15 protein-coding genes are annotated in these 12,906 nt (G+C 31.9%); 4 read left to right on the forward strand and 11 right to left on the reverse strand.

The genetic code is table 11. From position 1 onward, the window contains the following. Nucleotides 1-202: 202 nt before the first annotated feature. Nucleotides 203-1,440, forward strand: a protein-coding gene (locus tag EL165_RS10730) for an IS3 family transposase (protein WP_429825934.1) whose coding sequence is annotated in 2 segments (ribosomal slippage) — nt 203-551 and nt 551-1,440 — 1,239 coding nt in all. Because the reading frame shifts where the segments join, the coding sequence is not laid out codon by codon here. 26 nt (nt 1,441-1,466) lie between these two features. On the opposite strand, the gene EL165_RS10735 is transcribed toward EL165_RS10730, so the two are convergent. The 3 genes from EL165_RS10735 to EL165_RS10745 form a co-directional block, all read right to left on the reverse strand. After that, nucleotides 1,467-2,423: a zincin-like metallopeptidase domain-containing protein gene (locus tag EL165_RS10735; RefSeq protein WP_002977297.1), complete on the reverse strand. Its 957-nt coding sequence runs from the start codon at nt 2,421-2,423 to the stop codon at nt 1,467-1,469. Between the two features lie 259 nt (nt 2,424-2,682). Then, nucleotides 2,683-3,108, reverse strand: coding sequence for a hypothetical protein (locus tag EL165_RS10740; RefSeq protein WP_002977295.1), 426 nt, complete (start codon nt 3,106-3,108; stop codon nt 2,683-2,685). 73 nt (nt 3,109-3,181) lie between these two features. Then, nucleotides 3,182-3,541, reverse strand: coding sequence for a DUF6876 family protein (locus EL165_RS10745; RefSeq protein ID WP_002977293.1), 360 nt, complete (start codon nt 3,539-3,541; stop codon nt 3,182-3,184). Between the two features lie 360 nt (nt 3,542-3,901). On the opposite strand from EL165_RS10745, the gene EL165_RS10750 reads away from it, so the two are divergent. From EL165_RS10750 to EL165_RS10760, 3 genes are all read left to right on the forward strand, one after another. Next, the gene (locus EL165_RS10750) at nt 3,902-4,615 is read left to right on the forward strand and encodes a hypothetical protein (RefSeq protein WP_002977288.1); all 714 of its coding nucleotides are present in this window, start codon (nt 3,902-3,904) and stop codon (nt 4,613-4,615) included. A 130-nt stretch (nt 4,616-4,745) separates the two neighbouring features. After that, nucleotides 4,746-5,291 carry a hypothetical protein gene (locus EL165_RS10755; RefSeq protein ID WP_002977286.1) on the forward strand — a complete coding sequence of 182 codons (546 nt, stop codon included), beginning with the start codon at nt 4,746-4,748 and terminating at the stop codon, nt 5,289-5,291. Further along, nucleotides 5,288-6,610, forward strand: a complete 1,323-nt coding sequence (locus EL165_RS10760) for a hypothetical protein (RefSeq protein WP_002977285.1) — start codon at nt 5,288-5,290, stop codon at nt 6,608-6,610. Before EL165_RS10755 ends, EL165_RS10760 begins: the two co-directional genes overlap by 4 nt. A gap of 46 nt (nt 6,611-6,656) precedes the next feature. On the opposite strand, the gene EL165_RS10765 is transcribed toward EL165_RS10760, so the two are convergent. The 8 genes from EL165_RS10765 to EL165_RS10795 all read right to left on the reverse strand — a co-directional run bounded on the left by EL165_RS10765 (nt 6,657) and on the right by EL165_RS10795 (nt 12,901). After that, entirely contained in the window at nt 6,657-7,343 is a 687-nt protein-coding gene (locus tag EL165_RS10765; RefSeq protein WP_002977283.1) for a hypothetical protein, read from the reverse strand. A 51-nt stretch (nt 7,344-7,394) separates the two neighbouring features. Continuing rightward, a complete protein-coding gene (locus EL165_RS10770; RefSeq protein ID WP_164720334.1) occupies nt 7,395-9,083 on the reverse strand; it encodes a phospholipase D-like domain-containing protein in 1,689 nt (562 codons plus the stop codon). Nucleotides 9,084-9,316: 233 nt separating this feature from the next. After that, nucleotides 9,317-10,144, reverse strand: a complete 828-nt coding sequence (locus tag EL165_RS10775; protein WP_002977279.1) for a PRTRC system ThiF family protein — start codon at nt 10,142-10,144, stop codon at nt 9,317-9,319. Continuing rightward, nucleotides 10,144-10,884 carry a PRTRC system protein B gene (locus EL165_RS10780; RefSeq protein WP_002977276.1) on the reverse strand — a complete coding sequence of 247 codons (741 nt, stop codon included), beginning with the start codon at nt 10,882-10,884 and terminating at the stop codon, nt 10,144-10,146. Before EL165_RS10780 ends, EL165_RS10775 begins: the two co-directional genes overlap by 1 nt. Nucleotides 10,885-10,903: 19 nt before the next feature. Then, nucleotides 10,904-11,719, reverse strand: a complete 816-nt coding sequence (locus EL165_RS10785; RefSeq protein ID WP_126358622.1) for a hypothetical protein — start codon at nt 11,717-11,719, stop codon at nt 10,904-10,906. A 197-nt stretch (nt 11,720-11,916) separates the two neighbouring features. Next, a complete protein-coding gene (locus tag EL165_RS25825) occupies nt 11,917-12,093 on the reverse strand; it encodes a hypothetical protein (RefSeq protein ID WP_002977271.1) in 177 nt (58 codons plus the stop codon). 31 nt (nt 12,094-12,124) lie between these two features. Then, entirely contained in the window at nt 12,125-12,343 is a 219-nt protein-coding gene (locus tag EL165_RS10790; protein ID WP_002977268.1) for a PRTRC system protein C, read from the reverse strand. Nucleotides 12,344-12,352: 9 nt separating this feature from the next. Further along, nucleotides 12,353-12,901: a PRTRC system protein E gene (locus tag EL165_RS10795; RefSeq protein ID WP_027383749.1), complete on the reverse strand. Its 549-nt coding sequence runs from the start codon at nt 12,899-12,901 to the stop codon at nt 12,353-12,355. Nucleotides 12,902-12,906 lie beyond the last annotated feature (5 nt).

Below are 12,906 nucleotides of genomic sequence, written 5' to 3' on the forward strand. Positions count from 1 at the left end.
ATAATAATGCAAGAAAAATATCTCTAACTTTAGTTATTATCGTCGTTGGCTGGAATGTCTTGAAGAATCCTTTAAAAAGATTCTTTAGGAAAATATTTAATAATAATTCTTGACGATAATAGAAAAGGCTGCCCTATGGCAGCCTTATTATTTTATCAAAGTGTCCCGTCCTGAAATAAGTTGACAATTAATCGACTTATTTATGAAAGATCAAGTATTAAAAAGAGAAAAGCGCACACAAAGAGACTACAGTATAGCCTTTAAATTAAGAATAGTTTCTCAAGTAGAAAACGGCGATTACACTTACAAGCAGGCTCAAAAAGAGTATGGTATCCAGGGAAGAAGTACTGTTTTGGTTTGGTTGCGAAGATATGGTAACTTAGAGTGGAGTAAACCTAAACTTCATACTATGCCTAATTCCAAAGAAACACCAGCTCAAAAAATTAAACGTTTAGAAAAAGAACTAGCTGATGAAAAGCTAAAAACCAAGGTTCTTAATACGATGATTGATATCTCAGATAAACAATATGGGACTCAAATCAGAAAAAAGTTTTCCTCCCAACAATCTTCCAACTCCACAGACAAGGAATAAGTATATCAAGACTGTGTAGATTGTTTGGGATAAGCCGTCAGGCTATTTATCAAGCTAAGCAAAGGATTTTAATCCGGGAAAACCAATTACTGAAGGTAAAATTTCTGGTTCAGGAAATACGAATGAAGTTACCTAAATTAGGAACAAGAAAACTTTATCATCTTCTTAAAGAACAGCTCATACAGGAAGATGTCAAATTGGGAAGAGATGCTTTATTTGCCTACTTAAAAAGAGAGAATATGCTAATCCGTAGACAAAAGAAATATATTAAAACAACATTTTCAAAGCATTGGCTTAGAAAGCATCCCAATCTGTTGAAGGATTTGAGAGTAGAAAAAGCGGAACAGGTGTTTGTAAGCGATATAACTTATCTTAAAACCAAAGAATCTACATGTTATTTATCTTTGGTAACAGATGCCTATAGTAGAAAGATCATGGGATATTCATTAAGTTCAAATATGAACACTGAAAATGTTGCGAAAGCTTTAAAAATGGCAATAAAAAATAGAGGTTCAAGTGGCCCATTAATTCATCATTCAGATAGAGGTTTGCAATATTGCTCTGGTTATTACCAGAAAATACTTAATAAGAATGAAATCAAACCGTCAATGACTGATGGTTATGATTGCTATCAAAATGCACTGGCAGAAAGGGTGAATGGAATATTGAAACAAGAATTCCTTTTTTATAAAACAAAGAATATGCAAGATCTAAACTCATTAGTAAAAGAAAGTATTTATCTTTATAATACTAAAAGACCACATCTAAGCCTTAATATGCAAACTCCAGATAAAGTGCATAAAAAATCCGAAGAAATAAAATATCTCTCCGGATTAAATATTGTTTAATTTATGTCAACCTATTTTAGGACGACTCAAAGTTGTTCAAGAAATTTCTTTGCTTTTTTAGATGATGCAAATGCTTTCTTGATATTTTCCTCACGCTTAGATGTATTTTTGACAGACCAGCTTTTAAGATATCTTACGGAATTGATAAACTCCTTAGTAATTCCAAATTGGAGGCAGATTAGCATACTACCCATTTCTGCAATAAGTTCTTCAAAAGAGTAACTTGTTAAATCTGAATGACCTTTTAATTCTCTTTTTAATCTGCTTTCGTGACCAGTCCAGTGAATGATCTCGTGAAATAATGTAGAATAATATTTATCTTCAGATATAAAATATTTCTTTTCTGGAATTGAAATTATATCTGTTAAAGGCGTATAATAAGCTGTACTAGAAAGAGTTTGCCTAACTGTTAGATTACCGTTAGTAATAATTGAATTGATAAATTCTTCACTATTACATTGTTCCTGAAAATCCAGTACTAGATTTTCCTCTTCAATGACAGTATCAATATTTAGATCGGCTATATTTTCAATCAGTTCAGCATTAAAAACGGTATAATTCTTTAAACAGCTGATCTTATTAATATTTTCTCTTTCATTCACCGACATTTCTAATACTTGTTCTCTGCTATAGATTTTACCCGTCTCTCTATGTTTGTAGATGAAGCTAAAAAATTCAATGATTGTACCTTTTGCTCCTTTTTTTAGTCTGCCACCGGCTTTCGAAATAGAGTTGAATGTCGCATAATCGGCGGTTTGGAAATTATTGATTAAAGCATCAATATAAAGAGCTACTGTGTTAAAGCCTTGATATTGCTTTTTTGTAAAAAGATTTTTCGGCATTTGAAATTGCACATCAGCATAATGTTCCCAGTCCTGCGGATTAACTTTATCAAGGTTTTCGAGTATTTTTAAAATGAATCTATCTTCATTTTTTTCTTGTGAAGAATCTTTTGAATTACTTTTTTTTGTGAATGTTTTCATAATACTTTATTTAATATTCTGACTTTTCTATTGTTTTATGTGCATTCCAAAAGAAATCTGTCATTCAATAAAACCGGAATGAAAGAATGTAATGAAGGCTTTGAAATCTTTTTGTTCGAAGAATTCAGGAGTGTCTGAAATTATAGCTATGCTGTAATTATAGAGACCCAAAAAGATTTTTTGATTGGAGGATGGATTTCTAATTTCGCATAAGAAAACCGAGAAAGTCAGAATATAAAGGATTAGAAAACAATTAAAATTATTCAATCCTTATTGATAATAATCTTTGAAGATGCTGTGATTTTTTCAAATCGACATATTTGATAAATTCAGGTGTCTTTTTGAACTTCTGAAGTGCTCTGATAAACTTGAAATCTGATTCAATTACACTTGAGACTTTTATACAGGCAGTTCCAATATCTCCAAAGCAGTTGCCTATTCCAAATAAGAGAGAATAGTAAGTTTCTGTAGTAAGCGGTCGGTCATAATGGGCTAGTATCTTTTTACCTTCTTCATCTTCATTTAAAAATCTAAGTTCTTCATTGAACATTGCCTGTGTAAAGAAAACACCATAGTCAACGCCATTGAAATTTTCATAGTTCAAATCAAAGTTTTCTTTCAGAAAGTTATTTACTTCCTCAGCTAATTGAGCTTCTTTTAAATATATAATTGAATAAGTTCCCATAAAATTTATAAGTATTCTTAAGTTTGGAATTTGATAAAACGATTACCTATACATCGTGAGGTTTTCATATTATTTAGTGTTCGCTTGGAAGTAATAGTACATTACCCTCTTTCCAGATGGTAAATTCTTCAAAAAAGAAGTCAGAGAATGGAATAATGGCTGACATTAACTGATTTTCATTTCCGTCAGATGCAGAAAGACTAAACTGCTCATCCTTGATTCTTTTAATCGTCCATACTTGAAAATCTTCACTTTGAAATTTTTGAGAAGTCTGATAAGATGCTATACAGTCCAGAAACCAGTAGCACTCTTCTTCATATGCCACATTTTTGACTCCGTCAGTCAATAATATTCCAAAGATGTAGGAATAGTACTGCTCAGTTCCTGTAAACTGATTGTAAAAATCATTAGCTGAGATTTTGGGATTTTTCATAATTGCCAATTTTTTGGGTTAATATTTAAATTGTTGAGAGCAGTTGATATTTTAACAGCATTGTTTTATAATCTACTTTCTCCCTGTTTTTCATTGCTTCTGACGAAAGAAATTCAGATTCAATACAAAACCGCAATGAAGTATGTAATGGAGGCTATGAAATATTTTTGTCCTTCGGATTTAGGAGTATCTGAAAAAAATGGCGCAGCATTTTATTTAGAAACCCAAAAAGATTTTTTTGTACAGAAACTGTATTTATAGTTTTGCAAACCGAAAACACGGAACATTTAGATTATAGCAGGTTTAAGAGAACTATTATCTATACAACAACAGCTGGATATTTACTATATTTGGTAGCATATGTGGATAAAAGAAAAACCTCAGCAATTATTGGATTCAGGAAGTACAACAGCCAATTTTTTATACAAAAAAGGAAAGGTTTATGTGATGGATAATCATCTATGTGCAGCGTGGTGCTGGTTACAGGAAACAGATATCACTAAATCATACGACTTCTATCATATTGACAGACATAATGACCTATTATACCCTATTCCATCTATCAAGGAAGATTTATTAAATGATAATGTTGATCTTGAAAAAATTACATTTGAAGAATATGTTGAACTTAATGAAAATCATCCGGAGGAACTCAATATAAAAGCTCCGTTGTTCCGCTGGGATAATTATATATTAAATCTAAATGAAGTATATCCGAATTTCTTTGGAACTACACATTTTATAACCAAAGAGCCATATCCGGAAAATGAATTTATAGATTGGGAGTATAAGATAGAAGACTTTCTTAACAGCTTACATCATTGGCTGAAAGATTCCAAAAATGGCGGTATAGTAAATTTGGATATAGATTTCTTTTATTCTAACAGTAAAGGCTATTATCAGATTTATTCTGATGAATTGATCAGAAAAGTCGGGAATGTATTAGTTGAAAATATGGATAAGATAGATGTCATTACAATTGCATTAAGCCCTGAATGCTGTGGAGGTTGGGAAAATGCCTTTAAAACAATGAAAATTCTTGACGAAGTACTCGATTTAGGTATGGAAATGTAATAACTCTTAGTTGCAACAACTCTATATTTTTTTGATAACAAAATCAAGATTAAAAGTAGTTTAGAATGACAATTGACAACTAAAACGATTAATTTGTATATTTGGTGAAAACAATAACTTTAATAACTTAATGACAGAACTTCATCTTGATCTTACTTTAGATAAGCTACAAGGCCCACCAAAAGAGCATATAAAAGTTCACAATTATTGGGCTGCTGTTGGACTTGATCGCTATCATAAAGACTCTAAGGCTGAATTTGAATTTACCATTGACGGAAAATCCAGCAAAAACATTGTTACTTGGGATTCCAATTTTTCAAAAGTAACAATGAAGGAGGATAAAGATATTGCTAATCACGGTGGTGTTGCATTGGCTTGGTTTGTAATGTCAGTAATAATGGATTACAAATATGTAGAACAAACTGAAATTGGCGATGGCGTTGACTATAGATTTTCTAAAACTGAACCTGATGATGATGATTTGAATTTTCTTGACGAAGAATATCATTATGTAGAAATATCCGGTATTTTGGAGGAAAACAAATCAAATACCTTAATAAATCGCATAAAAAAGAAACACGAGCAAATTAATAGAGGTTCAAAAAGAGACCAATCATCATCTGTCGTTGTCACACTTTTTGCCAAACCTACAACCATAAAAGAAATTCATAAATGAAACCAAAGTTACAACATAGAGAAGCTATGGATTACTCATTTAAGGCTAAGCAGGCTTTAGATGAAGGTGACTTTGATGCTTCATTAGAACTATACAAAACGGCAGCTAAATTAGAAAGTGAGGTTGCAGATTTCTATTTCGACAAACCAGACCTTGAACCCACAAGGAGTATACTGGTAAGAAGTGCTGCGTTTTTAAATTTAAAAGCTGGACAGATAGAGGAGGCACAAAAGTTTATTTTTTTTGGGTTAACTAACAGTAAAGATGAAGAGGTTAAGGAACAATTGTATGACGCCTTAGAGATTTTAGTTTCTTTAAAAAATATTAATCCTTTTGGGCAGACAAAAGAATATACCTATTTAAGTATTCTTAGACAAAATAGCACACATTATACTATTGAGCCTACCAAGCTTGAATTTGGTCATTCTGTTACTTTAGAAATGATTAAAGACTTTACAGATAATTATTTGAAATCATTAAAGGCATATGCACTTACTAAAGTTAGGCGTTTGGTCAAATTTAGAGATGACAGTATAAGTGAACTTCAAAAAGAAATTGATAGAATTATTAATCCGGTCATCACAAACTCAAGTTATGGAAGTTTTCGATTTTCAATTGCTAATGATTGGATGAAAAGAAATGACGAAGAAAAGGAAATTGTTAATTTAAAATCAAATATTGTTAAAAATTTCCATAATGAAATTTTCATTAATCCTCTTGGTGAACAAGAAATTACCGAAATCAAAGAAGAATTTTCAGAGGAGGAAATAAATGAAATATTCAGGCCATTAGCCAAAATCAAATCAAATAATTCCGGTTACAGCATTGGAGTTTATGACACAGATTCATTTTCAAAAAAGTATATTCCAAAAATTGTTAACAAGCAAAAAAAGGAATTACTTACTACAAAAACATTGTCACAAGAGGATATAGGTGAGCTTGTTACTACAATTGCTCATAAACGTGTTTCTGAAAAAGGTAAAGTTTCAAAGAAAACAATTAGATCGGAAGAATTCAAAAAATATGAAACGACTTTCAAACTAAAGGAGATTGTACCAAAAGACAAACCGTCAGTTTTATTATCTGAGGAAATTCTGATAGATATGTTATTTGATTCAAATATCGGTTTTACATTTTCATTTGACGATTTCAAAATATCATACACTGATATCGAATATCAGAAAGCACTTGACGGATTTAATAATAGTTTTTATTCCAAAATAATTTCATTGATTAAAAAGACTGATTTGAACACTGAAGAAAATGATGACCTAAAAATCATAAGTAGATATATCGGAAATCTTGATGCCTTGAATTAAATAATATCTTAAACTACTTTTTTAAAAAAATCAGTAGTTTAAGTTATTATTTGTTATTGTTTCTCCATAAGAATTCAAATTTCAAAGAATTACTTCTTAATGTGTCAACCGTCTGTTTAAGCTCTTCGCAGTAATCACTTAGTCCAAGATTCATTTCAATTTCAGTTTGAATTTTCCAAAGTGATCGACCTAAGTAATTAATTTCGTTCCTTAATTCAACCATTCTATCTTCGGACATTTTAGAGTTCAAAACAAAATTTGACTCAGAACATACGTAGTCATCACCTGCAAGCACATATTCATTATCATCAGTTTGAATAAATCCTAGTTCGAGTGCCACTTTTTTCGACGCATCAGCAAAAGATTTTCCAATTTGATTTTCTGTGATAGTAATTGTTTGCTCATCTCTATTAATAAATAAGTGAAACAAAACTACATCCTTCATTGAGTTGGTCAAATGTCCATTTTTTCTATGTTCTGGTACAACATACCAATGTAAATCACTATACATATCCAAGACTACAGCTACATAAGTTTTAGTTTCATTTTTAATGAAGTAAAATTTTTTGAATCCGTCTGAAGATGTAATATTATCAGTTATTTTCGGTTTATTTATCCAGACCTTAGCGAAATCTACATTCGGGCTTAAAGGTCTAAGATAAATAACACTTTTTGTTCTCTTACCTTTATTATTTAAATCATCTATTAATTTTTGTAAAGCCTTGTTTGTCATAAGTATTTGGTAACATCGCTATGTAATTAAAAAGTCCCTGCAGCTAGTAAATCAGGAACAGATTAAATCTACAAACATTTTTTTTCTCTTATATTTTAATGCATTTTTATTGTAGAATGATTTTACCCAAGCAAGGTAGTCCGTCTTCAAATGCAATGGATTATCGTTCCCTGAAACTTTTCCCGACATTTCTAAAGCTTTAGATCGCGCATAATAATGATTAAAAATTCTTACAAATTCAGTAAAATAAAGATCACTTAAATCCTTATCACCTCTAATTACCAAAGTATTCTCATCATTATTCAAAATTGAATTATCACTATAATTTGCAGAACCGGAAATGACAATAGGATCTTCACCTAGAGGATCAATAAGTATAATTTTATTATGAATGAAATTTGTCCCTACTCCACTTGGCTTTGCATTCAATAGTAAACCTGAATGTTTTTCTGCGAGCCAATCATATAGACCATCTTTTAAATAAGTTCCATAAATTATTACATTATCATAATCGTTTGAAACTAATGTAGTATGTATAGATCTATTATTATCTAAGATGATGTATTTGAGATTTTCTGTATCTTTAGTTATTATTTCTTTCATATGCTTACTAAAAGAAAATGGAAACATTCCACAAATAAGACTTTTTGAATTATCCATATATTCAGCATACGTTTTAAGAATAGTTTTTTGTTCGCGGGGACTGAAAAATACGGTTATACCCTTGTTAAGATTATCATACAATATATCTTCTTGAATTTCCAAAGTTTGCTTACCTAACACTTCGTTAATTGGATCTTGTGCTAAATATTCCCAATATTGATGAAATTTTTGAGCGACCTCTTCATCTCTGATAATGTGAGCAGCGTTACATTGACCAAAAATTCCTTTTGCTGTTATATTGGTAGACCCCGATAATATCTCAATAGGTTTACCATCTTTCAGCAGTATCATAAATTTATTATGAGCAATATAGCTTTTATTTGCTTCTTCTTTTCTTGGAATTAAAATTTGTCTTGGAATGCCTGCTTCATTTATGGCAAGATTATTTGCTTTCTCCTCTCCTCTGGAATCATAAATTATCTTAACATCAACGCTTCTATCTTCATATGCATCTTTCAATGCTTCTAAAATGGGCAAATATTCAAACTCGTAAAAAGCAGCTCTAATACTATATGTTTCATCTTCAGCTTTTTTGATAAAGTTCAACAAAGCATCATCCAAGCCCTTACCAAGCCACTTTAATGCTCTCAAAGAATTCTCTTCAGATACTCCCTCTGACCAAGGTCTGATATTCCCAAACTCTCTAGCATATGCTAGGCTCCCCGCTACCCCACGGTTAAAATACACTGAGTGTTTTGAAGTACTTTCGTCGGGAATATTAACCTTGATTTTACAGCCAGGTCTATGCTCTAAAAATTTAGGCTTTCCATATACAGGAATTATATTGTAGATATAATCGTAGGTTGATTTTACAGTAAAATCCTCCCACATAAATGATTGGATAGGATGCTCAAAGCTGCTGAATAATTCATTTTTTACTGCGCTCCCAACAGTTTCTTCAAAATATTTAAATCCTTTTAAAAAGTACTTTTCATTTTCTATCAAATCTTCTCTTTCGATAGAAAATCCCAGTAGTCCCTCAGTTTGTTGTTGGGGCATATCAATCGAAAGTATCACTGCTGAAGTTCCTGCAACGCAGGTCACTTCAAGTCCGTTCTCTTTAGCACGTGTTCTCATTGCATTATTGTTTTCAAGGTTAATTACCATAAAGATAATAACAAACTATATTACAATGAGTTAAAAATAAATTAATTTTACAATCATATGATAAAATTTAAAAAGTCCGCAACCTTTTTTTAAAATATTAGGAATGGAATTAGATAGGTATATTTTAAAATGTGGTTGCTCCATATAGGCAAAAATGCGTTTTCGACCATAGGAGAAATTGCATTTTTGCCACCCGATTTCCATCAGGCAACTTTTATAGGCTGTGAGTTAAAATTTTGAAGATTCAGAAAAAATCCCCTGTTTTCGGTCATCCCATTTCGAAATAAATTCCAGAGGAGTGAGCCTCCTAATTGGGCTAAAGAAGAATTAATAAATAAATCCTGTTTCTCAAGTGCTTCTGCCAAACTGCAACTTGGAGTATCATCTACTGTTTCTGACTGTCTCAATAAATCACCGTATTCATCGGTTATAAAAGCAAGATTGGAAACCGTTTCATATTTTTGAGAATCAGGCTGTCTAATATCTCCGATTGTCGAGAGTAATACCTGTCCTGTACATTTACTGTTTCCAAAATCCATCCAATATTTTGCTGTATTACGATGTATATAAGTATCATCCAAAGTTTTTAAAACCTCAGCGATTTCAAATCTTGTTTTCACATTATCGACACAGGAAATAAAAATATTGGCGGTCATATTACTCGTAATCCTGTCCGAAGCGTCTCTTTGAAATTTTCTAGTCTCCGCTTTCCAAGCCGTTCCGAAAAATCGGTTTGTCCTGTTGATTAATGCTGTCGCTTTATTAAGTCCAAGTTCGCTTTCAGCAAAAAGCTGTCTGCCGAGATTTGCTTCTTCTACCCTATCATCATCCCATAACATTACAGAAAGTCCGGGATGATCCATTTCGTTAAGCGCATAATTTATTCTGCCCAAAGCAGTAAGCATCTGCGAACCCGTTCCTCCTGCCCCTATCAGATTTATAGATATTGGGTTTGTCGGCTGAATAAAATTACTATAGGTAAAATGAACTCTTGGCTTATTATTTACAATTGAATTATTTTGAATATTCATTACAGTAGGTTTTTTAATTTAAGATTAGATTTTATAAGCACATCATTTGGAAAATCCTTTCTGTTCTGAACAAGGTCTTTCCAAAGCGAGACACAATTTCCCTTTATAGGATTATGATTGTACATTAAGTGACTGAAATAGGAATTGAAAAAAAAATGCTCCCAAGTAGCCGTAAATTCTTCCAAGGAAGCTGACTTTTTAATTTTAGTATCAACGTTCCCCATACAAACACTCCCGTTATCATAGATGTTAAAAAATGGTGCGTGATATAGCGAAGTCTCTTCTGTTGGTCGCTGATTGTAATCAACAGCAAATATCTTCAAATGCAGTTTATCAGCACACCAAATTAAGGATGGTACTTTCGCTGTACCATTTGGTATTTCCAAATCCTTAGAAAAATATAATTCTCGTTCTGAAAATTCTGTGTACCAAATCACTTTTGCATTTTCTGAATTGTCGATGAGTAAAATATTAGAAGAAATAATTCCCTGTGGTTTAAGAAATTCTTTTTCTCTGCAATTTTGAATTTTAAGTCTTTTTGCTAAATATTTAGCTTCGTTGGTTGTAAGTGGATGTGCATTAATGGGACTGCCATCTTCATCCATATCAAAATATTCAACGTACATATCAGAAAGCTTATCATCACTTTCGTAGAAAACTAATGCTGATTTTGGATGATAAAGATTTTCAAAATCTTCTGTTACATCTTTTGCTTCAATATTATTATTTTTTCGTTTCATAACTAATTCGAGTTAAGATTTATAGACTTGAAAAGTCGCCAAGTATTCCTGCAAGCTGATTAAGAATTTCAAAAACTTCACTTTCAAAATCCAGACTGTTATCTGAAACTTCTTTCCCATCAAAAACTTTGAAAACAATAGGTTCTTGAATTTCAGCATATTCATTGAATTCATTATTTACACTATCGATAATACTTTGATATGCCCATCCTCTATCATCAGCAAAAAATGAAATGTATTTATCCATTGAAATAACGGCTTCATCATTTTCATCGTAATCGAATTCATCATCATTAGAGAAGTCCTTATTATTATTAAAATGTATGTTTCTATAGATGCGTTCTTCGGGAAATTTGCTGTATAAGGAGAAAGCTTTATTAGCAAGATTCAAACATTCAACATCAAAACTATCTTTTGCTTTAAATGAAGTTACACGCTGTTGAAAAAATGACAAATTATTGATAGATGCAATCTTCTGCTCCATAATATCACCAATTAATTCAGCCTGTTGTAATTGCTTTTTATATTCACAATTTTCATCCAATTCTTCATCTTGGTCAATCCAGTCGCTTAGCATTTCATATAACCAAAATAAGTATGAAGCTTCCTGTCTGTAATAAGGAATATCAATAATCCGATACAGATAAGTGCATACAGAAAGTAGCATTTGAGCTGTTTTTCTGTATTTCTTATGATGAAGCATATTATGAAGAGGAACGACAGGAATATAGTAAAGAGTCATTCCTGTACTGATTCTTTCTTCGCTCACAAAATATAGGCAGTTACCTTTGTGCTCCAATTTAATATCCTGCCAATTTTTGATACTCGTTTTCATTTGCTTTCGGCAATGATTCAGAGATAGTGAGATGTTATATGGAAATTCAAAATCTTTATGATCAGATTGAGAAAGATTATAATGCTCTGACATTTGGGAAAGGGATTTATAAAAATCCCTCTCCAATTTTATTGTTTTTGATTTTGACAAATTTGATGTTGTGCTACATTCTTTAAGCTTTGGCAGAAAAGCCGTTTTCAGAAAACCATTGGTATTTGTGCCAATGGGACAGACTTTCTCTGGTCTTTCTGTACTTCCGAACTGTCTTTTTCCTGCTTCATCCATTTCATAAAATCGCCTACCTGCTGATGAACCTGTTTTTGTTTTTTTTCTTCCGGAATTACTATTTTTCCTTTTATAATATTTTGTTGCATTCATCTTAATTTTGATTTAATTCATAAACTGTTATCCTTTAGTTCCCATTACACTTTCAAATTGATATTGAATAGTGTCATCTTTAATCAGAGGAGCGGAAACCTTTGCAGTGGTAAGAATTGGATAATTATTAGCATAAAAATTCATCACTGCTTCTACACTCCATTTTGGTTCGGGGTCTGTCAGGCGAATATCCTGTCCATTATCTTTCAGAATGAAAACCCGTTCTAATTGTGTTGCGAGTAACATAATCTATATTTAAATGTTGGAAATTTCTTGTGGTTCTTGTGGCTCGGAAAAAAGACTTGGAGCAAGATGGACTTCATATTGTTCCTGCTTTTTCCTGATGTTATCTGCCTTATCGGGATAATCTGAAATTTTAGGTAGAGCAGACCACGCATCTTTATATTTGCCCTCCTTTTCAAATTGCACTGCCTTTTGTAAGGATTCAGTAAATTTTTTATCCTTTGTTTCCTTTTCTTTTTTCTCCTTATCACTTTTCTCCTTTTCCATTGCAGATTTCTTCTTGGCTTCTTCCATCTGTTTCATAAAGCTTTCCATATTTACCATTAAACCCGAAGCAGTCTGTAATGGTGTGCCTACCGTTTCAAAGAATCCGTTATCAAGCTCTTCTGCTGTTCCCTTTAAATTAACAGGTGGAATCAATTTTCTTGCTTCGTCTCCACACTGCTCATTATTGAGCAATATGGATAGAACAAAGCCATTTTCTTCTGTTGGTCGAAGTATCAACTGCAAGTCACCTTTTAAATTAAGTTTGGCGAGTTGTCTAAAAAAATTGGTCTGCATAGCTT

This window comes from Chryseobacterium gleum, assembly GCF_900636535.1.
Taxonomy (GTDB): Bacteria; Bacteroidota; Bacteroidia; order Flavobacteriales; family Weeksellaceae; genus Chryseobacterium; species Chryseobacterium gleum.